The following is a 25348-nucleotide window of genomic DNA, read 5'->3' as shown; positions in this document are numbered from 1 at the left end:
TTATGTAGTGCCAATGTAATGACAATGTCTTACATGCTGAACAATCTAGATTTTTAATCTTGCATAAAGTCCTCTCCTTTTTAAGTTGAGGGCTTTATGTCATTTTCGATTCATGGAGTATGAACCGATGAATATTTTAGTTTTGGGTAACGGCGGTCGTGAACATGCTTTAGCATGGAAAATCGCACAAGATAAAAAAGTTGCTAAAGTTTTTGTTGCGCCAGGTAATGCCGGGACTGCAACCGAATCAAAATGCGAAAATGTTGTGTTAAACATTTTAGACAATGCTGCAATTATCGACTTTGCTAAAAATAATGCGGTTGATCTGATTATCGTGGGTCCAGAAGCACCACTTGTGAATGGTGTCGTAGATGCGTGCCGCGCTGCTGATCTTAAAATTTGGGGTCCAACGCAATTTGCAGCACAGCTGGAAGGCTCTAAAGCATTTGCGAAGCACTTCTTAAAACGCCACAACATTCCAACTGCTTTCTATGACGTATTTACAGAAGTCGATGCTGCCAAAGCCTTTGTTGAAAAAAATGGTGCGCCAATTGTGATCAAGGCAGATGGCTTGGCAGCCGGTAAAGGCGTAATCGTGGCGATGACCAATCAAGAAGCATATGCTGCAATTGATGACATGCTGTCGGGCAACAAGTTTGGCGATGCCGGTTCACGTGTAGTTATTGAAGAATTCCTTGCGGGTGAAGAAGCCTCTTTCATTTGTATGATTGATGGTGACAACATCCTGCCAATGGCAACCTCACAAGATCACAAACGCATTTTTGAAGGTGACCAGGGTCCCAACACGGGCGGTATGGGCGCTTACTCTCCTGCGCCAGTGGTGACAGCTGACGTTTTCGAAAAAACCATGAAAGAAGTCATGCGCCCAACCGTTGATGGTATGAAAGCGGATGGACATGCGTACACAGGCTTCCTGTATGCGGGTCTGATGATTGACGAGCAAGGCCAACCTAAAGTGATTGAATTCAACTGCCGTTTTGGTGACCCTGAAACCCAGCCAATCATGATGCGCTTAAAATCTTCTTTGGTGGAACTGGTGGAAGCAGGTCTTGCAGGCAAGCTGCCAGCAGAAGCTGACTGGGATGAGCGTAAAACTGTCGGTATCGTACTTGCGTCACGTGGCTACCCGGAAACTTCAAGCAATGGTGATGTGATTTCAGGCCTAGACACTGAAATGGCCGATGCCAAAGTCTTCCATGCAGGTACTAAAGCCAATGAGAAAGGTGAAATTGTGACAGCTGGTGGCCGTGTACTTTGTGTAACTGCACTGGGCAATACCATCGGTGAAGCACAAGCCAAAGCTTTGGAACTGTGTGAAAAAGTCACTTTTGACGGTGTTCAATACCGTAAGGATATTGGCTACCGTGCGATTGCGCGTGAAAATACTTAATATTTTCCAGAATCGTTAATTGTAAAAGCCCTATTTTATATAGGGCTTTTTATCGTTCCAGATTTGGATTTTGTGCATTATTTTTTATATTTTTATCACTATAAATTTTATCAGTCCTCCCTCTTCCACCTTTGATCCAAAGCGTTGATGACAAAAACTGGCGTCTAGTCTATACAGTTAAAAAATTTGATCACTGTCGACGTTTACGCCTCCAGCATTTCTTAAATATATTTTCACACCACCTATAGAATTGCTTTATTAGCAGCATGCTTCCTACAGCGTCATAAACATAAAATATATTTTGCAGATAAAAACAATAAAAACAGGTGGTTCCAAGCCTCTTATATCCGTTTTTATGATTTAGATTGGATAAAATCTTATAAAGATCATAAATTAAACCATCACTTCGCCTGCCGATTTTTGATAAAAATAATACTTTGTATTTATTGATTTTTTAGTTGAAACCTCTAATCCTTATTCTACTAAATAGATAAGATCGCATTTTCACTTCACTATTCTGAATATAGCTTTATTGTTATGATGGCGACCATTGAAAGGCGGCTCTCTCCAGTTTTAATACAAAAGAAGGTACACGATTGCTTGATGCTCATCGGGTAGATACTGGAAACTTTAGATGTATGCTTTAGGCAAATACCGTGCGTATTCTGATTTACTTTCAAGCAGGATCGCGATAAAACGCTGCTTTAATACGACTTAAAAGTGCTTATACTTTAGGCAACAAAAAATTAGGATATTTTTTATGAAAAAGTTACTGGGTGTCTTATTGAGTGCATCTGTATTCACTTTAACTGCGTGTAGCAAACAGCAAGCTCCTGACAGTGATGCTGCTCAAGCTAAAAACTCCGGTGAACTGCAAACAGTAACGCTGGCATCTACCGGTTCAGATGCCGACATCTGGCGCTACATTGCAACATTGCCGGAAACCAAGCAAGCAGGTCTCAAGCTGGATGTAAAAAATTTTACCGACTATGTTGCCATGAATACTGCGGTCGCCAATAAAGAAATTGACCTAAACGCATTCCAGTCCTATGCCTATATGGTGGCGTATAATGATGCCAATACACAAAAAATCGCCCCGCTCGCGACCACTTATTTAGAGCCTATGGGGATTTACTCCAGCAAGGTAAAATCCTTGGATGAGTTTAAAACCGGTGCCACCATTGCCATTCCAAATGATGGTGCAAATGAGTCACGCGCCCTCTTGCTATTACAGTCTGCCGGTCTGGTGAAACTTAAACCTGAATTTGACTATGTCAAAGGCACCACGGCCGATGTGACTGAAAATGCCAAACAAATTATCATCAAGCCGATTCAAATGGCGACTGCAGTTCGCGTAAAAGACGAAGTAGATGCGATTGTTTTAGGTAATACTCTGGCGATGGAAGGCGGTTTAAACGTCTTAAAAGATGCGATTTACTATGAGCCAATTGACCAAAGCACTAAAATGAATGTGAATGTTTTAGCGGTGGCAGCAGACCGTCAGAACGACCCGGCACTTCAAAAAGTGGGCGCACTGTATCATACTCCTGCTGTGAAAGCCTATGTTGATGAACACTTTGGTGGCACAAAAGTCGCGGTCAACAAACCCGTTACTTATTTGACCGAAGCTCAGTAATATTTTACCCAATATAAAAACAGGCAAGCTTTTCTTGCCTGTTTTTTGCTGGTAATGCAGTTTTTGACACTATGATTGAATTTAAAAATATTTCCAAACAGTATGAGCTGAAAGGTCAAACCTTGCATGCCCTGAATCAGATCAATCTGCAGATCCCGACAGGCAGTATTTTTGGCATTATTGGATATAGTGGCGCAGGCAAGAGTACATTAATTCGCCTGATTAACCTGCTAGAACGTCCAAGCTCGGGACAAGTTATTATCAATGGTACAGATTTTACGGCCTTGGATGCGAAAGCATTGCGTCAAGAACGTGCAGGTATCGGGATGATTTTCCAGCATTTTAATTTACTGCAAACCCAAACCGTGGCGGCCAATATTGAAATGCCGATGAAACTTCTGGGCTGGAACAAGGCTGAGCGTGAAAAACGTCTGGAAGAATTACTGGATTTTATTGATCTAAAACATAAGCGTAATACCTATCCTGATGAGCTTTCCGGGGGTCAAAAACAGCGTGTCGGTATTGCACGCGCCCTTGCCAATCATCCTAAAATTTTACTCTGTGATGAAGCGACTTCCGCACTTGATCCACAAACCACCAAATCCGTATTACAACTCCTGAAAAAAATCAATGAAGAGCAAGGCATCACGATTGTGATGGTAACGCATGAAATGGATGTGATTGAATCAATCTGTGATTATGTGGCCGTAATGGAAAAAGGTGATGTGATTGAAACCGGCTCTACCTTGCAGATCTTCAGTCAACCGCAGCATCCAACCACCCGAAGTTTTATCCAGACCGTTTTACAGCAGCATTTGCCTGTGAATATTTTAAACAATCTGGAAAATCAGAATCAGCAGAGTATTTATTGTTTAAAATTTCTCGGCAGTTCAGCGCAGGAAACCGTGATTCAAGCGGTGATCAGACAGTTCAATATTAACCTGAATATTCTGTTTGCCAACATGACCGAAATTAATGGCTCCGTGATTGGACAGATGTTTATTCAACTCTCCGGCGATGGCACTGAAATTAACGCTGCCCTGCAATATCTGGAAGATCAAGGTGTGCAGGTATCACAAGCAGGAATACAAGCATGAGAGATTTCATTGTACAGTGGTTGACGACGCTGACTGCACCTTTCTGGAAAAGCTCCCTGTCCATGGACCAGTTCGTCACAGCCTTGCAGGAAACCTTTCACATGGTATTTTTCGCCATGCTGTTTGGCTGTATCTGGGGCTTTGTTCAAGCCATTATTTTACTGCTAACCCGTCCGGACGGCATTCTGCCAAATCGCGTGATTTATCACGGTTTAAATCCAATTGTGAATGCGCTTCGCTCCTTGCCGTTTATTATTCTGCTGATTGCAGTCATCCCGCTGACCAAGTGGATTGTAGGAACATCTATTGGTACTTGGGCGGCGATTGTACCGCTAACCATTTATGTCGGGCCTTATATTGGCCGCCTGATTGAAACCTCGTTGCTGGAAGTAAATGCAGGCATTATTGAGTCTGCACAGGCGATGGGTGCAACTCCAATGCAGATTATTTTCAAATTTGTCCTGCCCGAAGCCCGTAGCTCCCTGATTCTCAATCTGACCACTGCAACCATTAGCCTGATTGGTGCGACAGCGATGGCCGGGGCCGTTGGTGCTGGTGGTATTGGTGATTTAGCTATTTCTTATGGTTATCAGCGTTTTGACACGTCTGTGGTGATCATGACAGTGATTGTCTTATTGATTCTGGTCCAGATTGTTCAAAGTATCGGTGACTGGCTGTCGCGGTTAAGATAAAAATTATAGTTCAGCCCTCTTCGGAGGGTTTTATTTTTCCTCTATAACGATGCAGGACATATTCAGCTCGGTTAACAGTTCATATATGGATCATGGCTCGTTGGCGGGTAATCTAACAATATTTCAGCAAACTAAGAAAAGTTTTTTATGAGTGCACCCAGCAGTGCTGCTCGTTTTTCAAGACTAAAGAAAAATAAGCCGCTCAATTAAATTAAAAGTTCAGCATTTCCCATCAATTTCAAACTGCAACAATAAATCCCATGTTAAACTATCGAGCGGTTTTTGCAGGGACTCATTTATGCACTTTGTTCATCTTGGTATTCATACAGAATTTTCGATTACTGAATCCATCGTACGTATACCTGATTTAGTCAAAGCTGCTGAGAAAGAGCAAATGCCTGCCCTTGCTCTCACCGACTTGTCCAACCTGCATGCCGCAGTAAAATTTTATGGAAAATGCCTAGGCAAAGGCATTAAACCGATTTTAGGTTCAGAAATTCGCCTGAATGATGCCGAACATCGTATGACCTTACTGGCCATGACCAATAAAGGTTGGCGTAACCTGACTGAGCTGGTCTCCGAAGGCTTTATTCGCGGACAGCAACTGGACGTTCCTTGCATACAAAAAGAATGGATTCTGGAGCAGTCCGACGACATGATTGCCCTGCTTGGCATACAGTCCGATGTTGGAAAAATGCTTATTACTTCCAATCCACAAAAAGCTGAACCACTATTAGAAGAATGGATTGAAAAATTTGGGAATCGTGTCTATTTAGCACTTAGCCGTACCAATCGTCCAGATGAAGATAACTTCATTCTTGAGGCGGTTAAGCTGGCCAAAAAGTACAATATTGGGGTCGTGGCACATAATGATGTGCATTTTATGACCCGCAATGACTTTGAAGCACATGAAGCGCGTGTATGTATTGCAGATGGCTATGTTCTGGGCGATAACCGCCGTCCCAAAACTTATTCACCTGAACAGTACTTTAAATCTGCCGAGGAAATGACCGAGCTTTTCTCGGATATTCCTGCAGCAATTGAAAACACCTACCATATTGCCAAGCGCTGTAATGTAACCTTGCAACTGGGTAAATACTTTCTGCCGGATTATCCGATCCCTGAAGGTCATACCATTGATACTTACTTTGCGCATTTATCTAAAGAAGGTCTCGAAGAGCGTCTGGACTTCCTTTATCCGCCTGCAGAGCGTGACGAGCACTGGGCAGAAATCCGTAAGCCTTATGATGAGCGGATTGAATATGAAATCAACATCATTAACTCGATGGGTTTCCCTGGCTACTTCCTGATCGTCATGGACTTTATTCAATGGTCCAAGAGCAACGGCGTACCGGTAGGCCCGGGTCGTGGTTCAGGTGCGGGTTCACTGGTGGCCTATAGTTTAAAAATTACCGACCTGGATCCGTTACGCTATGAACTGCTGTTTGAACGCTTCCTGAATCCGGAACGTGTGTCAATGCCCGATTTTGACGTAGACTTCTGTATTACTGGTCGTGACCGGGTGATTGACTATGTTGCACGCACTTATGGCCGTGACGCGGTGTCCCAGATTGCAACCTTCGGTACCATGGCTGCCAAAGGGGCAATTCGTGACGTCGCACGGGTACTAGGCAAATCTTATGGTCTGGCAGATCGGATCTCTAAACTGATTCCAACCAAACCGTTGGGTCTAACATTGGAAGAGTCGCTGGAAGCCGAACCGCAACTCAAGGATGTGGTGACCAATCCCTCGAATCCCGACTATGATGATGCTTCTGAGATCTGGGAAATGGCTCTCAAACTTGAAGGCATTACCCGAAATACCGGTAAACACGCTGGTGGTGTGGTCATTTCACCGACCAAGATTACCGATTTCTCTGCGGTCATGTGTGATGCTGATGGTACCGGACGCGTGGCACAGTTCGATAAGGACGATGTTGAGTCTGCCGGTCTGGTGAAGTTTGACTTCTTAGGCTTGCGTAACCTGACCGTGATTGAAGATGCGGTCAAGAACATCAATAAACGCATTCAGAGTGAAAAACCGCTGGATATTGCCTATATCCCGCTAGATGACAAAGACGCCTACCTCGTATTTGCTAATGCCAACACCACCGCCGTCTTCCAGTTTGAATCTGTGGGCATGAAAAAGATGCTGAAAGAGGCGCGTCCTAGTAAGTTCGAAGAAATTATTGCCTTTGTATCTTTATACCGTCCCGGTCCGATGGACCTGATTCCTGACTTTATTCACCGGATGCATGGTGGCGATTTTGAATATCTGCATCCCCTGTTGGAAGGTGTCTTGGAACCGACCTACGGAATTATGGTGTATCAGGAACAGGTGATGCAGGCTGCGCAGTACTGTGCCGGTTATACCTTGGGCGGTGCGGACTTGCTGCGCCGGGCCATGGGTAAGAAAAAGCCTGAAGAAATGGTCAAACAGCGTAAAATCTTCATTGAAGGCGCTGCAAAAAAAGATATTGATGAAGCCACCGCCAACCATATCTTTGACTATATGGAAAAGTTTGCCGGCTATGGTTTTAACAAATCACATGCGGCTGCCTATGCTTTGGTGGCCTATCAGACTGCCTGGTTAAAAGCCCATTATCCGGCTGAGTTTCTGGCAGCAGTCATGTCCTCGGAAATGCAGAACACCGATAACGTGGTCTTCCTGATTGACGACTGCCGTAAAAACAATCTGGAAGTGTTACCACCTTCAGTCAATATGTCGATTTACCAGTTCCACGCCATTGATGAAAAAACTATTGTGTATGGTCTAGGTGCGATTAAAGGCGTGGGCGAAGCGGCAATGCAATCGGTGATCAACTCACGTAACGAGCAAGGCCCTTATAAAGACCTGTTTGATTTCTGTCACCGGATCGACTTGAAGAAAATCAATAAGCGTACTCTGGAAGCCTTGATCCGTGCGGGCGCACTGGACTGTCTGGGAATTGAACGTGCAGATTTGATGGTCCAACTGCCTCAGGCCGTTCAGGCGGCAGAACAGGCACGTTCAAACCGTGAAACCGGCATTATGGACCTGTTTGGTGAAGTTGAAGAAGTTCAGCGCAAGCCATCTAAACCGGTCAGACCCTGGTCAGATGAAGTCCGTCTTAAAGGTGAAAAAGACACGCTCGGCCTGTATCTGACCGGTCATCCGATTGATGTCTACCGCAATGAACTGAAAGCCTTTGTGCCTGCACAAATTAATGAATTAACCCCCACACGCCGTGGCGTAACCACGGTGTTTGCCGGGCTGGTGGTAGATGTGGCGAACTTCCCGAACCGGATGATGGTTACGCTGGATGATGGTACGTCACGTATTGAAATTTCTACCAACCATGAACGTTTCCAGCGCTTTAAAGAGATTGTCCAGGTCGACAAAGTGGTAGTCATTGAAGGTGAAATTTATGAGCGTGAAGGTTTTGACCGCCCACTGGGCCGCTTGACCAAGGCTTTTAGCTTAAATGAAATCCGTCAAAAACGTGCTAACAGTATTAAAATCACCCTGACTGCCGAGCACCAGAGCAAAACACTGGCACGTGACTTACAGCAGATCTTACAGCTTTATACGGATGTAGATATGAGCACGCATATTCCGGTGATTTTATATCTGGATTATGACTATGCCAGTACTGAACTGCATTTGGGCCTCAACTGGAAAGTTGCGCCGCTGGATGAACTGCTCATAAAGCTGCGTGATTACTTTGGTAAATCGGCCATTCATATTGAATATCAAGTTAAGTCCAAAGCGGCCAGAGCCGTCTCTTATGAAGAAGCCAAGCCTGTCGAAGTGCCGCCACCACCTGCCGATATGAGCATCGAGGATGCTATGGACCTGTATCAGGCGGAAAATCAGGCCCAATATTCGTAATTTCATTTAAAAACATTCACAATTGGAAAGTTCATGAGTCAAATTGACAATGCTACCGTTTCAGCACATCTCTCCCATGTGCGTATTGTCATGGTCAATACCACCTTACCTGCCAACATTGGCAGTGCCTTACGCGCCATGAAAACCATGGGCCTGTCCAAGCTGGTTCTGGTGGCACCGAAAACCTATCCGCATCCGGATATTGCCGCGCTGGCTGCGGGTGCAACTGACCTGATCGAGCAGATCGAGATTGTAGAAACCCTTGAAGATGCCATTAAAGACTGCCAGATTGTATTCGGTACCAGCGCACGCAGCCGCACCATTCCCTGGCCCTTACTGGATGTCCGGCCCGCTGCAAGCAAAGCCCTCACTGCGGTTACACAAGAGCAGAATGAGGTTGCGATTATCTTCGGTCGTGAAGATCGGGGGCTGACCAATGAAGAATTGGCGATGGCCAATTATCACTTAACCATTCCTGTGAATAAGGATTATGGTGTTTTGAACGTCGCTCAGGCGATTCAAATTATTTGCTATGAACTTCGTATGGCAGCCATGGAACAGGTTGAACATCCACAAGATCCTAAAGCCACCATGCAAGTGATTGATGGTATTGAAATGCAATGGGACGAGCCGCTGGTGACACATCAGCACATGGAGCAGTTCTATCCGCATTTGGAAAAAATGTTGGCAGAAATTGAATTTATGGATCCAAAAAATCCGAGATTATTGCCTTTACGCTTGCGTCGCCTTTTTGGACGTATACAATTAGATCGTATGGAATATCATTTACTTCGTGGTATTTTTAGTCGTGTTCAGGCTCTAAATAACGGGACTTGGAAAAAATCTTCAAAGACATTACAACAGAATGAGGATCAAAACTAATGCTAAAACAGCTCAAAGAAGATATAAAAGCTGTCTTTGCGCGCGATCCTGCAGCACGCAATACACTCGAAGTCTTAACCACCTACCCTGGTATTCATGCCCTGATCATGCATCGCATGGCACATGAACTGTGGAACAAAGACTGTAAAGGAACGGCGCGTGCCCTGTCTTCATTTAGCCGCTTTGTCACCGGAATTGAAATTCATCCGGGGGCAAAAATTGGCCGCCGCTTTTTTATTGATCATGGCATGGGCGTGGTCATTGGGGAAACTGCAGAAATTGGTGATGATGTCACGCTTTATCATGGGGTAACACTGGGGGGTACGACCTGGAATAAAGGAAAACGTCACCCTACCCTGGAAGATGGTGTGGTGGTGGGGGCCGGAGCAAAAATTCTGGGCCCTTTCACTGTCGGTAAAAATGCCAAGGTCGGTTCTAATGCCGTAGTGACCAAGCCGGTACCAGCCAATACCACGGCAGTCGGTAACCCGGCACGTTTCATTACCAAAGACAAACCAAAAAATGATAGCGAAAGTCGCCGACGTGACTATGCAGAGAGTATTGGCTTTCTGCCTTATGCAGCCACTGAAGAGCAGTCTGATCCGATTCTGGAAGGAATGCGTGTACTGCTGGATCGAATTCAGCAAAATGAAAAACGCATGAATAACTTATGCAACCGCCTGTCTCTGCTTGATCCATCATTTAAAAAGCCACTTGATGAATCACCTTTGAGCAAGGAAGAGCTTGCAATTCTGGAAGAAGCACGACGGGAATGTGAAGCACAAAGCAGTCAGTCCAAAGCCTGACCATACGCTTAACTTTGTAACATGCAATGACTTGCATGATTCTAACAGTTTTCATAGACTGGCGATCATGTGATTTTTAAACCAGCTATTTTAAAAAATAACACAAATGGACGGATATTATGACTCTTAAGCCCTTGGCGCTTGCTTGCTTAACCCTGACTTTAACTGCATGTTCAACCATGTCACAGAAACCAGCACAGAAAGCGACAGATGCAATTGTATTTGTAGAACCAGCACTTACACCACCATTTTATGCTTTAAATCCTTTCAACTATAACGAGCCACCTCCATTTGAAGTCCATCTGCAAAAAGCTGCAGCCCAACCTGTGACCAAAATGGTTGTGAGCGACCCGAATGATCCCTCTAAAAAGATCACGTTAGATGTCAATAAGCTGATCATTCCATTAGTCGACAGCAAGGCCTCTTCCCTGCATTATGCCACTCTTGCACAAGACAATGAGATCGACATTACAGAGGTGGATGATTTTCTGCAAATGGTCGAAGGCAAGGCTCGCCATTATCCGCCTCGCTTTACGGACCGTCAGGAACGTCGTGGTTTTGAAGCAAAATTACGCGAAGTTTCCCAACACCTGGATACGCTCGCCGCACGTGAAAATGCCTCTTTCGATGTATTGATGCGTGCCTTTAAAGCCAGTGTGATGGCGCGTAACCTGGATCTGGGTTCTGTCTATACCACGAAATCGCTGACCTATGCACAGCGTATTCTTCGCCTCAATCAGGATGATCCTGAAGTGAATTTCTGGTTTGGCTTTGGCTTGTCTGAAGGGGGTGGTCACCGTGAAGCAATTCCATATCTGGACAAGGCCATGAAGGCTGGTGTGCAGGAAGCCTATCTGTCGGCAGCAAATAATTATATTGCTCTGGAGCAGAAGAAAAACGCGATCCAAACGTTGAAAAATTACAAAATCAAATATCCGCAAGAAGCTGAAGTTGCAGACCGCCTGATCATGGAGGTGGAGAAAAACGGCCGCTGGAACGTTTGGCAAGTGATGCAAACTGCAACGCCTGCACCAGCTGCCAAGACGCAATGATTGGCTTGTTCTTTTAAACCTCTCATAAAAATAGACTGCTACGGCAGTCTATTTTTATGGAAAAATCAGTAGAATACAGAATATTATGGTTTCAAGAATTTGAATGAGTCTGCAAACGGTATGCATAAAAAAATAACTAAAAAGCTTCTGCTGTGCACCCTGGTCATGAGTAGCCTACTCAGTGGCTGTCAGGTCGTCAGTGTTAAGGAGCAGGCAATTAATGTCTCGATTAGCAATGAGCGTGACAGCATTCTGACCCGAGATAAACTCAGTGAAGCCAGTCTGAATGTTTTGTCCATGACCGGACGAGAGGCACAAGTCTGTATGGATCAACCTGATGAATGTGTGGCAGAGCTGAAAAAAATCCCGCAGATTCTGGATGAGCAATTACTTTCTACTTCGAGTGAATTGTATCTGGCTAAATCTTTGCAACTTGGCAAATCGGCAGAATGTACCACCAGCGCCCTGGCGAAAACCCGTTCTGAAGAAAAACAGCAACTCCATAAGCAGAACCAGCAACAATGTCAGGAACAGCAATTGTTGATGCTGGATAAAAGCATTCGCTACAGCTATGCCTACCTATTTCAGACCGAGCGTGCACCACAGGAACGGATTTTTGATAACCGGCAGGTCCAGATCCGGGATTTTTATAACCTCGCAATCGCACATCTGATTCATATTTATGCCGAGCGGCATGAAAGTAAAGAAGCCGGCCAGCGCCTGCAAGTGGGCAAGAGTATCTATACCCTTAATCTGGACAATTTCCCACAGCTGAAAAATCAGTCGATTGAAAAGTTGATGTCCACCTATAACATGAACTTTTCCGGCTTACGTTCGATTACCCGCCGTGATGGTTTTGGTTCCGAATTTCTCGCAGTCTTGCCGGAAGAAAAAACCTCGCAAGAAGACAAAAAGTATCTGGCTGATCCGCTAAAACATCAATACCGCAATGGTTTTAACCCGAACATTCATTCGGCACGCTATCTGGCGACAACCATTACTGCTATTCCGCAATTCGCCCACTCTGTTGAGCAGATTTTAAATAGCTCTCATTTTAACTTGAATCTTTATGATCCTTATAAATATGAAAAAATTAAGGTCGCAAACAAAGAATATGCCTTAGCTGCAAATTTTTCTGCTCCTTATGGTCTCTGGCTGGCGGAAAACAATCTCGGGCGTATGGCCTATCTGACGCTGATTGATCGTGATGACAATCTGATGATGCCGCATCTGTATATGCTGGAGCCTTATAATCCCAACAAGAAAGTCCTGGTCTTAATTCATGGCTTGGCCAGCAGTCCGGAAGCCTGGATTCGTCTGACTAACGACATTATGGGTGATCCGGTTTTAAGAGAAAATTTTCAGGTCTGGCAGGTGTTTTACTCCACAAATATGCCAATTCTGGAAAGCCGTTATCAGATTTATGCCCTGCTCCAGCAAAGTTTTTCCCGTCTCAACAATCATGCACCCGCCAAGAAGGAAGCGGTGCTGGTCGGACATAGTATGGGCGGTGTTATTTCCCGCTTATTGGTCAGCCAGGCAGATATCAGTCAGTCTACATTTAACACTGTGAAAAACACTCAGCTGATCAAGTTCCGCAATAATCCTCTATTTAAAGCACGTTTAGAAATGCGGCCTATTCCAAATTTCAGTCGTGCCATTTTCTTGGCGACCCCGCATGAAGGAACCGAATATGCAGACCGTTGGCATACCAAGCTGGCCCGTAAGATTATCCGGATTCCAAGTGCTTTTCTAGGGGCTTTTGCTGATACAGTCCAAGGTGAAGTTGGTTTAAGTGATTTTGTCCATGAAATGGGCCATGAGCTGATTCAGAATGGGCCTAGCGATTTGAGTGAAAATTCAAGATTTATGACTCTGACCAAAGGCATTCAACCTCCTCCGGGTTTTAAATTTCACTCCATCATCGGTAATACAACGGACAGTGAGGATGTGAATCACATGTCTGATGGTATTGTGTCTTATCAAAGTGCCTATCTTGAAGGGGCGGCTTCCAGTAAAACGATCAAGGGCGGCCATTCGATTCAGGAGACTCCGGAAGCAGTGCTTGAGCTACGCCGACTGCTCAGATTACATCTGGTCGATTTAGGTCTGTACCATCCTGATCAATGATCGGTTGAATTAAAAGAGCTGCCTATAGGCGGCTCTTTTTTGGGTTAATATTCACCTAATAGAATGATAAATCTGGTTTGAGCTTCAACCAAACTATAAAGTTGATCATGTGAACTTGGGCAAAACGATGTATGAAAGAGAGGGAGTATAGGGGGATAGCTGATTCCCCTATACTTTTGGCTTTTTAATGGACCACCAGGACTAAATCCATATTTCTCACCTGTTTACCAGGGTTCATTAAAACTTGCTCAATCTGACAATCTTGTTCAGCCTTAATCGCAAGCTCCATTTTCATAGCTTCAATGGTAAATAATGTATCGCCTTTTTTCACAGACTGACCGGACTTTACAGGAACCGTACTGATCATCCCCGACATCGAAGCACCGATATGTTTCGGGTTCAACTGGTCTGCTTGTGGATGAGCGCTGGTTTCTTTCTGATTCGCCTGTCTCACCTGAATCAGACGCAATTGTCCGTTCAGCTCCACAAACAGATCAATGATTCCCTCTTTCGCTTCCGACCGTCCCAACAGTTTAATTTCAAGTGTTTTACCATGTTCAATTTCTATTTCAACCGGAGTCTGCTCTTTCAAGCCATAAAAGAAGGCTGAAGAGGGAATGCTTGAAGTCGTCCCATATTTCTGTTTGTGCTGCATAAAGTCGCTAAAGACTTTCGGATACATGAGATAGGATGCCAGTTCCTGTTCGGTGATCACCTGACCAAAGAGATTTTCAAGCCTGACTTTTTCACTCTCCAGCTGAACAGAGGGCATAACAGCACCCGGACGATCACTTAAAGGCGCTGTACCTTTTAAGACCTTATGCTGTAATGCTTGCGGAAAACCGGATGCCGGTGTCCCTAGTTCCCCTTTAAACAGTGAAACTACGGATTCAGGGAAATTAATCTCAAGCTCCGGATTATGAATGTCTTCAGGCTTGAGATTGTTGGACACCATATACAAAGCCATATCCCCGACCACTTTAGAAGTTGGGGTAACTTTAATAATGTCACCAAACAGCAAGTTAACTTGTGCATAGGCATCCGAGACTTCCGACCAGCGTTCTTCAATGCCCAGCGAACGCGCCTGTTCACGCAGATTGGTATACTGACCACCCGGCATTTCATGATGATAGACATCGGCTGTACCGGCTCGCATATCTGCTTCAAAGGGTGGGCTTTGTTGCACAAACCTAGCATCAAAAGCTTATTCAGCAATATAATTTCAAAATGAATAAGCCTGCCTCTAAAATCTACCGTACAACCAATTGGTCATCCTATAACCGAGCCTTAATTAACCGAGGTAATATTTCCATTTGGTTTGATCCAAAGACTCAGTGGTATGCACAATCACAAGGCAAGCAAGGTCGAAATCAAACCTACTCCGATACAGCGATTCAATGCTGCTTAATGATCAAATTACTATTCCGACTCTCTTTACGTATGGTCACAGGTTTTGTTCAAAGTCTGATTAAACTCTCTGGATTAGATTGGACAGCTCCGGATTATTCCACCCTTTGTCGTAGACAAAAGCATATTGATATTGCGATTAGCTATCAAAAAAGTAGTGATGGACTGCATCTACTCGTAGACTCTACTGGTTTGAAGTTTCTTGGTGAAGGTGAATGGAAACGCAAGAAACATGGGGCTGAATATCGTCGCCAATGGCGTAAGCTTCACATTGCTATAGATGCTAAAACCCTGCAAATACGTGCAGTACAACTCACCACAAATAATGTCAGTGATTCTCGAGGGCTCGAAGATTTACTTGCTCAAATTCCCTTGGATGAACCAATTGATTCTGTTTATACAGATGGTGCTTATGACACAAAGCACTGCCGACAAGTCATTTTAGATCGAGATGCACATGCGATCATTCCACCTAGAAAGAATGCAAAGCCTTGGAAGGATCAGCAAGCGAGGTCTATAGAGCGGAACGAATTATTAAAGACAGTCAAACGGCTAGGCAGATCGCTTTGGAAAAAGTGGTCTGGTTATCACCGTCGAAGTTTGGTTGAAACCAAGATGCATTGCATCAAATTATTAGGCGATAAATTAACAGCGCGGAGTTTTCCAAGTCAGGTGAATGAGATCCATGCACGCATAGCAGTCTTGAATAAATTCACAGAATTAGGTCGCCCTCATACCCAAGTTGTCTCTTAAATTTGAGTAGCTTAAGGGAACTCAGCCTTTCAAACCTTTATGCAACAAAGCCTATGAAAATTACTTAAATGTGTCGTGAATGCATTTACATATAAAATTTTTTCACTGGTTTCCGGATGGGTGCGTACTACAGGATGCTCTGCATCTGGATACTGGGCTTTTAATGCCAGCCGCTTTTCGATCGGCATAGCAGCACCGAAACTCGCCTCAATACTATGATAAGCCCGTAAATCGGCTATTTTTTCTTTAATATTTTCTGGCAGATTTTCATAAGCCAGCACCATGTTGGTCCACATAGTGTCACCACCGACCGGTGGGCATTCAATACAGCGCAGCACACAGCCCATCGGCGGAATTTTTCGCCAGCTGGCATCGCTATGCCAGGAATTTTCATAACGGTCGATTGGACTGTCCGGGTTTTTATAAATTTGCACCAGACCCGGATGTTCAGGGTGACTCCCCAAAGCCGGGTGATCTTCCAGTTGACCAAAACGCTCAGCAAAGGCCACATGCTCTGCACGTGTAATATCTTGATCTCTTAAAAATAAAACACGGTGCTGCAATAAATTACTGCGAATCTCTGAAAACAAGTCATCATCATGAATCGCATCGGCCACATTGATGCCGCTGATTTCTGCCCCGATATGGCAGCTTAATTTTTCAATTTGCATAAGAAATCCTTTCCAGCAAAATTCTTAAATTACGAAAATAGATGAACCTGTGGTTTTACGTGCTTCAAGATCACGGTGTGCCTGAACAGCATCCTTGAGTTCATAACGCTGATTGATTTCAATTTTGATACGGCCACTGGCCACATGATCGAATAACTCATCTGCCAGTTCCTGTTTTTCAACCGGATCGGCAATGTAATCTGCCAATGCCGGACGAGTAATAAACAATGAACCTTTCATTGCCAGTAAAACCGGATTGAAGTCTGGAATTGGGCCAGATGCAGTACCTACGCAAACCAACAGACCACGGCGTTTCAGTGAGTCAAGGGAAGCCATAAACGTATCCTTGCCTACACTGTCAAATACAACGTTTACACCGACCCCATCAGTCAGTTCATGTACACGTTCAGCAACATTTTCATGACTATAGTTAATGACATGATCACAGCCGTGTGCGCGAGCAATTGCTGCTTTTTCTTCTGAAGATGTGGTACCGATCACAGTCAAGCCCAGCAGTTTTGCCCATTGCGCAACAATCAGACCCACACCGCCCGCTGCAGCATGCAGTAAAATGGTATCGCCTTTTTTAAAGTCATAAATACGGCGCATCAAATAGGCAGAAGTCAGTCCACGCATGGTCATTGCCGCTGCGGTTTCGCAAGAAATGCCTTCAGGTAGCTTGATTAATACATTCGCATCGACCAGTCTTGCAGTACTGTATGCGCCCAGTGTATTAATAAAACCGGTATAAGTAACTTTATCGCCTACCTGAACATTGCTAACGCCTTCACCAACAGCCTCTACTACACCAGCTGCTTCAACTCCCATCCCGTTTGGTAGCGGAATCTTATAGGTGCCATCGCGAAAGTAGGTATCGGCATAATTTAGACCAACAGCAACGTGTCGAACACGAACTTGACCTGCTTCAGGTTCTCCTACATGAATATCTTCCAGATACATGACATCTGGAGCACCTGTTTCATCGAACTTGACTGCTTGATTTAAACTCATTTCCTTTCCCTGCTGATAATTATTCAGTGTCAACAATTCCTTTAGCAAAGCTACAACACTCGCGCAAATGAGCACTTTACATATCACGACACAGAGTTGTCATTTTGCGACAGCAGGCTTTTAAAGTTGAGTTGGTCCGTTGAAATGCAATAAATACCCAGAATTTCCTTATTAAAATTAAATGCTTTATCAGTATAATCATTTTGTTAAAAACACCTTTTAATGGCGCTCTCTCCACTTTTTCATTTCAATTTTTTTGTGTAATCGCACAATAAAAGATGATGAGGCTACGCAATGACCTTAAAACAATTAAAAGCATTTTTAGTCTTGGCGCGGACACTAAACTATGCCAGCGCAGCCGATGAACTTTGCCTGAGTCAATCCGCGCTCAGTATCAGCATCAAAACCCTGGAAGAGGAGTTAGGCGGCAAGCTGTTCAGACGTAATACCCGCCGTGTTAATATCACCCCCGAAGGTCAATCCCTAATTCCTTATGCCAAAAAGCTGTTAGCCAACTGGGAAGATATGGAAAAAGACCTAAAACAGCGCTTTCAATTAAAGCGCGGCACATTAAATATCGCTTCCATGCCCTATGCAACGCATGCAGTTTTACCGGAACTCCTGCATCATTTTTCCAAACTTCATCCCAATATCAACTTTTCGATTCATGATGTTCCGAATGAAAAAATTATTGAAAAAATTCAAGACGGTATATTTGAAATTGGGATTTGCTTCAAACCTGAAACATGCGGACAGATGAGCTTTCATCCCCTCTCTCATGAGGACTTTTTAGCCGTCTTGCCCAAAGACCACGCTTTAGCACATCAGTCCCGTGTCAGCTGGAAAGAGCTGCTGTCTTTTCCATTTATTGGCTTACAAAACCCCTCAATCGTGCGGCATATTATAGAAAAAAAGTGTATCGAAAATAATCTGCAGCTGAATTTAAAACTCGAATGCCATCAGGTAAGTTCCTTGGCTCATTTTGTTGCTTATGGTTTAGGGGTGAGCGCCATTCCACGCCAATTTGGCAAGTTTATTGATACAGAGCACAGCACTTTAGTTGAAATTTCTGATGTCAATATTCAATTGGAATTGGGTATTTTGTATAAAAAAGATCTCGAACTTTCAAATATTTCTGCCCAATTTATCGAAATCGTCATGGCACATCAATTTTAGATTTTTATTTACAAATAACTTAATTCCTAAACATCATCTTTTAAAATTATAAATTTTTTTGACATCCGTCGCCTCGTCTAAACCCACTTTTTGATTTTTGGGCAGTTCATTTTGACTGCTCGCCATTATTTAATTTTTTTCATTACACATTCAAAATAATCAATTTCTCAAACGGGCAGCCAAATGCTAGTAATACATCTATCTAGGAAAAAAGGATTCATCGGATGAATAAAGTTTTTGCCAATGCACAGCATGCATTAGCGGATATTATTAAAAACAATCAGAGCATCGCTGTAGGCGGTTTTGGTGTATGCGGTATTCCTGAAATGCTGATTGATGCCTTAAAAGATACAGGCGCCACAGGACTCACCTGTATTTCAAATAATGCAGGTACAGATGGCATTGGTTTAGGCAAGCTGTTGCTCAGCAAGCAGATTAAAAAAATGATTTCATCCTATGTCGGTGAAAACAAAGAGTTTGAACGTCAATTTCTCAATGGTGAGCTTGAGGTTGAACTGACACCACAAGGCACTTTAGCCGAAAAGCTACGTTCTGGCGGAGCCGGCATTCCCGCTTTTTATACTCAAACCGGGGTCGGAACCCTGATTGCTGAAGGCAAAGAAGTCCGTAACTTTAATGGCAAGGATTATATTTTAGAGCCAACCATCACCACAGATATTGCCCTCGTCAAAGCCTATAAGGCAGATAAAGCAGGAAATTTAGTTTTCCGTAAAACAGCCAGAAATTTTAATCCTGAATGCGCGATGGCAGGCAAAATCACCATTGCAGAAGTGGAACAGCTTATCGAAATTGGTGAACTTGATCCTGACGAGATTCATCTGCCGGGGATTTATGTCAATCGAATTGTCTTAAATCCGGCCCCGGAAAAGCACATAGAACAAATGACCCTGAAAGCAGCGGAGGCTTAAACCATGGCTTGGACACGCAATGAAATGGCGCAGCGCGCTGCACTGGAACTTGAAGATGGTTTTTATGTCAATTTAGGGATTGGCCTGCCAACCCTTGTAGCCAACTACATCCCTCAAAATATGAATGTATGGCTACAATCGGAAAATGGCCTGTTGGGTATTGGCGAGTTTCCGACTGAAGAAACGCTAGATGCCGATTTAATTAATGCCGGAAAACAGACAGTCACAGCACGCTCTGGTGCTTCTTTCTTTTCCAGCTCAGAATCTTTTGCAATGATTCGTGGCGGTCATGTTAATATTGCAATTTTAGGGGCAATGGAAGTTTCTGAAAGCGGTGATTTAGCTAACTGGATGATTCCCGGCAAGAAAGTTAAGGGCATGGGCGGCGCAATGGATCTGGTTGCCGGCGTGCAAAAAATTGTTGTCTTGATGGAACATACCGCAAAAGATGGCAGCCCTAAAATTTTAAAACACTGCTCTCTTCCGCTAACAGGCAAAGCGGTAGTCAACCGAATTATTTCAGATTTAGGGGTGCTGGATATTACAGCAGATGGAATTAAATTAATTGAGCTGGCAAAAGATGTTTCCCTGGAACAGATAAAGGCTGCGACCGGAGTAACCCTCATTACAAATCACCTGAATGTGTCTGGATAGCACGCTAATTTTTCTCATCAAGCAGCTGCGGTCGACTTATTGTTTTCTGTTCACACAGGAGTTCATGAGCAATTTGAAGCTCTGCCTTTTGCACATAAAGATAATAAAAAGTTGATCATGGCTGCCAGTATTGAAATAGCACCGTTCTGAATCTGCAGGCAAAGAATGGCAACTTTCTTACTTTTTTCCATTTGTATTGATCATTCGATTAATGCTCAGGTTTGAATGCTTTAACCACCTTGCCCTTTTTAAAAGTTACAGCCGATCAGACACTATGTAAGCTTCTTGTTCTAAAATAAATGCCTAGCCGAATAAAAACCGTTATTAAAGACAGTTTCTCAATAATCGAGGATGTATCTTTCAATGAAATTCTATAGTTCAAACTAATGTATCTCATAACCAGGTTTTTTGTTTCTTTTGACGACTTTTAATAAAAACCCCTGTCTCATCCAAAAAACCTGCTTATAAACAATTCATTTTTAATAGATTAAAATAAACAAAGAGACTGTTTTTCCAAGATATGTCAATAAAAATAAGTGGCTGATTGGCTTTCATATTTCTGCAATATTTCCTTAATCATACTGACTTATTTGTAATGAATACTTAGCACCAATACAGGACGGTAGCAAAAATTAACAAAGCTACTACAACCACCTTGTTAAGACACCAAAAAGTCTTATTGGAGCTATATATGAAAAAAACACTTTGCGCATTAGCAATTGGGGCAACTATTTTTACTCCTATCATGGCAGCCGCTGCTGATGTTAAGGTGTATGGCCGTGCACATGTTTCTTTAGACTATCTAGATGACGGCAAAGATTATAATGAAGTGGGGCTCTCTTCTAACTCTTCTCGCTTAGGCTTTAAAGCTGAACAAAAACTAGAAAATGGCATGACTGTTTTCGGTCAAATTGAACAGGAAATCAACTTCGCAAGCGGTGCAGCTAACGACGATGTTGAGTTTGCTACACGTGATACTTTTGTCGGTTTAAAAGGTGATTTTGGTCAGGTACGTGCAGGTCGTTTTGACAGTCCATTTAAAGTCGCTCGTGGTCCAGTTAACTTCTTTGGTGACATGGTTGGTGACATCCGTAACTTAACACGCGCTGGTGAACTTCGTTTCGATGAGCGTAATGCCAATACCATTGAATATAAATCCCCAAAACTTGGTGGTGGTTTCAATGTACTGGGCGCACTTTCCCTGCATGAAGCGAACAGCCCAGATACCGAAAAAGATGGCAAGAATAAAGACAAAGCTTATGATCTGGCTTTGACTTATAAAGAAGGTCCGGTAGATTTCGCTGCTGCTTATGAGCATTATGAAGAAGATGCTAGCAAAGGCGAACGTGATGGCTTCCGTGTAGCTGCTGCTTATAAAATTACACCTGAATTTAACTTGGGCGCACTTTATCAATACCTCACCCATGATCTAGAAGGTACCGCGGATAAATATGCAGATGCACAAGTACTGGGTGTAGCAGCAGACTATAAAATTGCGCCAAAAACTTCTGTACGCGGTCAAGTGTTCCACCGTGATGTAGATGCTGATGATGCAAATGCCACTTTATTAGCATTGGGTGTTGAACACCGCCTGGACAAAACGGTACGTGTTTATGCCAACCTGGCAACAGTACTAAATGATGATAACTCAAGTCTGACGCCTTGGTCTCAAGCTCGCACCAATAACATTGGCGGTGTAAAAGGTAAAGATGCAACTGGCTTATCTTTGGGCTTCCGTTACGACTTCTAAGTCCTTCTATAAAGTTATTCAAAAAAACACGCTTAGGCGTGTTTTTTTTATTTGTGGAAATGCGCTTTAAAGCTCTCATCACTCAAGACTGCACCCGACTGATGCCAATAGCGCAATAAAAGGTTTTTTATCAGCTAAACCAATGAATATACTGAAAATTCATAAAATTCTGCAAAAGTGCGTATTATTTTATAAATACAAAACCGAGCATTTTAATCTGCTTTAACTCATTATTTAAGAAACTCTAAACCAAGCAAAATAATATACTTTAAAAAAATAAATATAAGCATTTTAGTCGGGTTTAAAAAATAGCTTAAATTACACAAAATAATCAAAAAAAATTTAGAATAACATGCAATCTACTATTTTTATATTACATTAAAAAACAGTAGCTTGTAAAATATATATTTATTAAAACTGTTTAGACTATTTATTTTTCACTTACAATGTATTAATAATATACCTTAAGTTTTATAACGGGCTTGTGCGCATGAGCTTAGTTCCTAAAAATCTCAACCAGAAAACAGTAAGAGAGCTTTCTTTTATTTTAATTATCAAAATTATTTTATTAATGATAATTAAAAACATCTGGTTTGATGCACCTACTATTCCCAAAGATTTTGACAATCAAGTCGCCGAGCGTATTGCCGGCAATCCTTCCCAAATCAAGGAGACACGTTGATGATATCTGAAAGCGTGGTCGATCTTTCGCGGTTCCAGTTCGCTATGACCGCGATGTATCACTTTATTTTTGTTCCACTTACCTTAGGCTTGGCTTTTCTTCTTGCCATCATGGAAACCACATATGTGATTTCTGGCAAAGAAATCTATAAGGACATGACTAAATTTTGGGGAAAACTGTTTGGTATTAACTTTGCCCTAGGGGTAACCACCGGTCTGACAATGGAGTTCCAGTTCGGGACCAACTGGGCTTACTATTCGCACTATGTAGGTGATATTTTTGGTGCTCCACTGGCCATTGAAGGACTAATGGCATTCTTCCTCGAATCAACCTTTATCGGTTTATTCTTCTTTGGCTGGGATCGACTTTCCAAAATCCAGCACTTATGCGTTACCTGGCTGGTTGCCCTCGGCTCGAATATGTCAGCCTTGTGGATTCTGGTGGCCAATGGATGGATGCAAAACCCGGTCGGTTCTACATTCAATTACGAAACCATGCGTATGGAGCTGATTGATTTTAGCGCACTGATTTTTAACCCGGTAGCTCAGGTTAAATTTGTCCATACTGTTTCCGCAGGTTATGTAACCGGTGCAATCTTTGTCCTCGCGATTTCAAGTTATTACATGCTGAAAAAACGCGACCTGCCATTTGCACGCCGTTCTTTTGCCATTGCAGCCATTTTCGGCCTGGCCTCTACGCTTTCAGTAATCTTACTGGGGGATGAATCGGGTTATGAACTGGGTGATGTGCAAAAAACCAAACTTGCAGCGATTGAAGCAGAATGGGATACCCACCCTGCGCCTGCCGCATTTACTCTGTTTGGTATTCCAAACAAAGAAACCATGACTACCGATTATGCGGTAAAAATCCCGTATGTCATGGGCCTGATTGCGACACGCTCAACCACTGAACAGGTGACCGGTATTAAAGACCTGCTGGTACAGCATGAAGAGCGTATCCGTAATGGTATGGTAGCTTATTCACAGCTTGAAAAATTACGTGCGGGTGACCAGTCTCCAGAATTAAAAGCTGCATTTGCCGAGTCTCAAAAAGACTTGGGTTATGGTCTGCTTCTGAAGAAATATACCCCGAATGTCGTAGATGCTTCTGATGAGCAAATCAAGGCTGCTGCCAAAGATACGATTCCACATGTACCAAGCCTGTTCTGGGCATTCCGTGCCATGGTCGGTTCTGGCTTCCTCATGCTGATTCTGTTTGCACTGGCCACTTTTGCTGTAGCAAAACGTAATGCTGAAAATAAACCTTGGTTATTAAAGTTCGCTTTATTTGCGCTACCACTCCCATGGATTGCCGCCCAAACTGGCTGGTACGTGGCAGAAGTTGGTCGTCAGCCTTGGACGATTGGTGAAGTTCTCCCTACCCACCTGTCAACCTCCAGCTTAAGCACAGGCGATGTATGGGGTTCTATCCTAGCTCTGGCTGCGTTCTACACTGTACTGCTGATTATTGAAATGTACCTGATGATCAAATTCTCCCGTCTTGGTCCAAGTTCTTTACATACAGGTAAATATCATTTCGAGAAACTTGAAGCAGCAAAAAAGTCAAATGAGGAGACTCAAGCATGATCGAATATGAATTACTGAAAATTATCTGGTGGGTTCTAGTCGGTGTGTTATTGATCGGCTTCGCCCTGACGGATGGTTTCGATATGGGTTCGATGGCGATCATGCCATTCGTGGGTAAAAACGATGATGAACGCCGTGCGGCCATTAATACGATTGCTCCGCACTGGGACGGTAACCAGGTCTGGTTCATCACCGCAGGTGGTGCACTATTTGCAGCTTGGCCAATGGTCTATGCCACTGCCTTCTCAGGCATGTACTGGGCGCTCCTTCTGGTGCTGTTTGCCCTGTTCCTGCGTCCTGTCGGTTTTGACTATCGTTCCAAACTAGAGAATACCAAATGGCGTACTTCTTGGGACTGGGGTCTGGCCATCGGCGGCGCAGTACCAGCATTGGTATTTGGTGTGGCTTTCGGCAACATGTTCCTAGGTGTACCATTCACCTTGGATGAAACTGTACGTTCAACCTACACTGGCAGTTTCTTTGCCCTGTTGAACCCATTTGCGCTGGTGTGTGGTCTGGTCAGCTTATCCATGTTATGTGCGCATGGGGGTGCCTGGTTAATGCTACGTACCGATGGCGATTTGCGTACTCGCTCTGCCAAAGCCACTCAAATTATGGGGGTCGTATTCTTAATATGCTTCCTGGGTGCAGGTGCGTGGTTATACTTCGGCGACATTCAGGGCTATACACTGGTTGAACCATTTGATACCAACGGTGTTGCTAACCCACTTGCCAAAGAAGTTCTTACCAATGCCAACCCTGGCTGGATGAACAACTACTCAACCTATCCAATCACCATGGCTGCTCCAATTGCCGGCATTCTGGGTGGTCTGATCATCGTGCTTGCAGCAGGTAAAAATAAAGCAGGTTTAAGCTTCCTCGGCTCAAGTCTGGCCGTAATAGGTGCGATCTTGACTGCCGGTTTTGCCTTATTCCCATTCCTGATGCCTTCAAGCATTAATCCGATGGTCAGCCTGACCATGTGGGATGCTGTTTCCAGTCAAAATACCTTAACTGTCATGACTGTGGCAGCCTGTATCTTCGTTCCATTGATCCTGCTTTACACCACCTGGTGTTATTACAAGATGTGGGGCGTGGTAACCAGCAAACATATTCAAGAGAATTCACACAGCCTGTACTAAGGCTGTGTCT

Annotated in this window: 19 protein-coding genes and 1 pseudogene; 17 read left to right on the top strand and 3 right to left on the bottom strand. The window is 43.7% G+C overall.

Going from position 1 to position 25348, the window contains the following annotated elements; translation table 11 throughout:
* Positions 1 to 127: 127 nt before the first annotated feature.
* The 9 genes from purD to NI461_RS03525 all read left to right on the top strand — a co-directional run bounded on the left by purD (position 128) and on the right by NI461_RS03525 (position 13577).
* A complete protein-coding gene (gene purD / locus NI461_RS03565; RefSeq protein ID WP_174659662.1) occupies positions 128 to 1411 on the top strand; it encodes a phosphoribosylamine--glycine ligase in 1284 nt (427 codons plus the stop codon).
* A 760-nt stretch (positions 1412 to 2171) separates the two neighbouring features.
* Positions 2172 to 3047, top strand: a complete 876-nt coding sequence (locus NI461_RS03560) for a MetQ/NlpA family ABC transporter substrate-binding protein (protein WP_174659661.1) — start codon at positions 2172 to 2174, stop codon at positions 3045 to 3047.
* Positions 3048 to 3118: 71 nt separating this feature from the next.
* On the top strand, positions 3119 to 4144 hold the full coding sequence (locus NI461_RS03555) for a methionine ABC transporter ATP-binding protein (protein WP_151205135.1): 1026 nt from the start codon (positions 3119 to 3121) through the stop codon (positions 4142 to 4144).
* The gene (locus tag NI461_RS03550; protein ID WP_151205134.1) at positions 4141 to 4836 is read left to right on the top strand and encodes a methionine ABC transporter permease; all 696 of its coding nucleotides are present in this window, start codon (positions 4141 to 4143) and stop codon (positions 4834 to 4836) included. Before NI461_RS03555 ends, NI461_RS03550 begins: the two co-directional genes overlap by 4 nt.
* Positions 4837 to 5134: 298 nt before the next feature.
* Entirely contained in the window at positions 5135 to 8707 is a 3573-nt protein-coding gene (dnaE, locus tag NI461_RS03545; RefSeq protein ID WP_174659660.1) for a DNA polymerase III subunit alpha, read from the top strand.
* A gap of 33 nt (positions 8708 to 8740) precedes the next feature.
* Positions 8741 to 9589 (top strand): RNA methyltransferase, encoded by an 849-nt coding sequence (locus NI461_RS03540; RefSeq protein WP_174659659.1) that lies wholly within the window; start codon positions 8741 to 8743, stop codon positions 9587 to 9589.
* Entirely contained in the window at positions 9589 to 10395 is an 807-nt protein-coding gene (cysE, locus tag NI461_RS03535; protein ID WP_151207941.1) for a serine O-acetyltransferase, read from the top strand. Before NI461_RS03540 ends, cysE begins: the two co-directional genes overlap by 1 nt.
* Positions 10396 to 10514: 119 nt before the next feature.
* Positions 10515 to 11447 (top strand): ABUW_2363 family tetratricopeptide repeat lipoprotein, encoded by a 933-nt coding sequence (locus NI461_RS03530; protein ID WP_151205434.1) that lies wholly within the window; start codon positions 10515 to 10517, stop codon positions 11445 to 11447.
* A 120-nt stretch (positions 11448 to 11567) separates the two neighbouring features.
* On the top strand, positions 11568 to 13577 hold the full coding sequence (locus NI461_RS03525; RefSeq protein ID WP_174659658.1) for a triacylglycerol lipase: 2010 nt from the start codon (positions 11568 to 11570) through the stop codon (positions 13575 to 13577).
* A 184-nt stretch (positions 13578 to 13761) separates the two neighbouring features.
* Here NI461_RS03525 and NI461_RS03520 read toward each other — a convergent pair whose 3' ends face one another.
* The gene (locus tag NI461_RS03520; RefSeq protein WP_228723977.1) at positions 13762 to 14763 is read right to left on the bottom strand and encodes a biotin/lipoyl-containing protein; all 1002 of its coding nucleotides are present in this window, start codon (positions 14761 to 14763) and stop codon (positions 13762 to 13764) included.
* A gap of 41 nt (positions 14764 to 14804) precedes the next feature.
* Between NI461_RS03520 and NI461_RS03515 the strand changes: the two genes are divergently transcribed.
* A complete protein-coding gene (locus NI461_RS03515) occupies positions 14805 to 15737 on the top strand; it encodes an IS5 family transposase (protein WP_253156602.1) in 933 nt (310 codons plus the stop codon).
* Between the two features lie 53 nt (positions 15738 to 15790).
* Here the strand turns inward: NI461_RS03515 and NI461_RS03510 are convergent.
* Positions 15791 to 16408, bottom strand: a pseudogene (locus tag NI461_RS03510) (TauD/TfdA dioxygenase family protein); the annotation flags it as partial.
* A gap of 24 nt (positions 16409 to 16432) precedes the next feature.
* Entirely contained in the window at positions 16433 to 17419 is a 987-nt protein-coding gene (locus NI461_RS03505; RefSeq protein WP_174659657.1) for a quinone oxidoreductase, read from the bottom strand.
* 294 nt (positions 17420 to 17713) lie between these two features.
* Here NI461_RS03505 and NI461_RS03500 point away from each other — a divergent pair, with 294 nt between their 5' ends.
* The 7 genes from NI461_RS03500 (at position 17714) to cydB (ending at position 25338) form a co-directional block, all read left to right on the top strand.
* Positions 17714 to 18595 carry a LysR family transcriptional regulator gene (locus NI461_RS03500; RefSeq protein WP_174659656.1) on the top strand — a complete coding sequence of 294 codons (882 nt, stop codon included), beginning with the start codon at positions 17714 to 17716 and terminating at the stop codon, positions 18593 to 18595.
* Positions 18596 to 18819: 224 nt separating this feature from the next.
* The gene (locus NI461_RS03495) at positions 18820 to 19524 is read left to right on the top strand and encodes a CoA transferase subunit A (RefSeq protein ID WP_174659655.1); all 705 of its coding nucleotides are present in this window, start codon (positions 18820 to 18822) and stop codon (positions 19522 to 19524) included.
* Positions 19525 to 19527: 3 nt separating this feature from the next.
* On the top strand, positions 19528 to 20178 hold the full coding sequence (locus NI461_RS03490; protein WP_174659654.1) for a 3-oxoacid CoA-transferase subunit B: 651 nt from the start codon (positions 19528 to 19530) through the stop codon (positions 20176 to 20178).
* 691 nt (positions 20179 to 20869) lie between these two features.
* Complete coding sequence (locus NI461_RS03485; protein WP_151207805.1) at positions 20870 to 21928, top strand: porin; 1059 nt, start codon at positions 20870 to 20872, stop codon at positions 21926 to 21928.
* 490 nt (positions 21929 to 22418) lie between these two features.
* Complete coding sequence (gene cydP / locus NI461_RS03480; protein WP_151203213.1) at positions 22419 to 22610, top strand: cytochrome oxidase putative small subunit CydP; 192 nt, start codon at positions 22419 to 22421, stop codon at positions 22608 to 22610.
* Entirely contained in the window at positions 22610 to 24196 is a 1587-nt protein-coding gene (locus NI461_RS03475; RefSeq protein WP_174660568.1) for a cytochrome ubiquinol oxidase subunit I, read from the top strand. The genes cydP and NI461_RS03475 overlap by 1 nt, the downstream gene beginning before the upstream one ends.
* Positions 24193 to 25338, top strand: coding sequence for a cytochrome d ubiquinol oxidase subunit II (cydB, locus tag NI461_RS03470; protein ID WP_151203215.1), 1146 nt, complete (start codon positions 24193 to 24195; stop codon positions 25336 to 25338). Before NI461_RS03475 ends, cydB begins: the two co-directional genes overlap by 4 nt.
* Positions 25339 to 25348: the final 10 nt, after the last annotated feature.

Origin of the sequence: Acinetobacter sp. S4400-12 (genome assembly GCF_024129495.1) — a bacterium.
Classification (GTDB): Bacteria; Pseudomonadota; Gammaproteobacteria; order Pseudomonadales; family Moraxellaceae; genus Acinetobacter; species Acinetobacter lwoffii_C.
The sequence above is the reverse complement of the archived record's forward strand: the minus strand, read 5'-3'. Positions and strand labels throughout refer to the sequence as shown.

Coding starts and splice junctions, on each gene's coding strand:
- purD (WP_174659662.1), top strand. CDS start 128: ATGAATATTTTAGTTTTGGGTAACGGCGGTCGTGAACATGCTTTAGCA.
- NI461_RS03560 (WP_174659661.1), top strand. CDS start 2,172: ATGAAAAAGTTACTGGGTGTCTTATTGAGTGCATCTGTATTCACTTTA.
- NI461_RS03555 (WP_151205135.1), top strand. CDS start 3,119: ATGATTGAATTTAAAAATATTTCCAAACAGTATGAGCTGAAAGGTCAA.
- NI461_RS03550 (WP_151205134.1), top strand. CDS start 4,141: ATGAGAGATTTCATTGTACAGTGGTTGACGACGCTGACTGCACCTTTC.
- dnaE (WP_174659660.1), top strand. CDS start 5,135: ATGCACTTTGTTCATCTTGGTATTCATACAGAATTTTCGATTACTGAA.
- NI461_RS03540 (WP_174659659.1), top strand. CDS start 8,741: ATGAGTCAAATTGACAATGCTACCGTTTCAGCACATCTCTCCCATGTG.
- cysE (WP_151207941.1), top strand. CDS start 9,589: ATGCTAAAACAGCTCAAAGAAGATATAAAAGCTGTCTTTGCGCGCGAT.
- NI461_RS03530 (WP_151205434.1), top strand. CDS start 10,515: ATGACTCTTAAGCCCTTGGCGCTTGCTTGCTTAACCCTGACTTTAACT.
- NI461_RS03525 (WP_174659658.1), top strand. CDS start 11,568: ATGCATAAAAAAATAACTAAAAAGCTTCTGCTGTGCACCCTGGTCATG.
- NI461_RS03515 (WP_253156602.1), top strand. CDS start 14,805: ATGAATAAGCCTGCCTCTAAAATCTACCGTACAACCAATTGGTCATCC.
- NI461_RS03505 (WP_174659657.1), bottom strand. CDS start 17,419: ATGAGTTTAAATCAAGCAGTCAAGTTCGATGAAACAGGTGCTCCAGAT.
- NI461_RS03500 (WP_174659656.1), top strand. CDS start 17,714: ATGACCTTAAAACAATTAAAAGCATTTTTAGTCTTGGCGCGGACACTA.
- NI461_RS03495 (WP_174659655.1), top strand. CDS start 18,820: ATGAATAAAGTTTTTGCCAATGCACAGCATGCATTAGCGGATATTATT.
- NI461_RS03490 (WP_174659654.1), top strand. CDS start 19,528: ATGGCTTGGACACGCAATGAAATGGCGCAGCGCGCTGCACTGGAACTT.
- NI461_RS03485 (WP_151207805.1), top strand. CDS start 20,870: ATGAAAAAAACACTTTGCGCATTAGCAATTGGGGCAACTATTTTTACT.
- cydP (WP_151203213.1), top strand. CDS start 22,419: ATGAGCTTAGTTCCTAAAAATCTCAACCAGAAAACAGTAAGAGAGCTT.
- NI461_RS03475 (WP_174660568.1), top strand. CDS start 22,610: ATGATATCTGAAAGCGTGGTCGATCTTTCGCGGTTCCAGTTCGCTATG.
- cydB (WP_151203215.1), top strand. CDS start 24,193: ATGATCGAATATGAATTACTGAAAATTATCTGGTGGGTTCTAGTCGGT.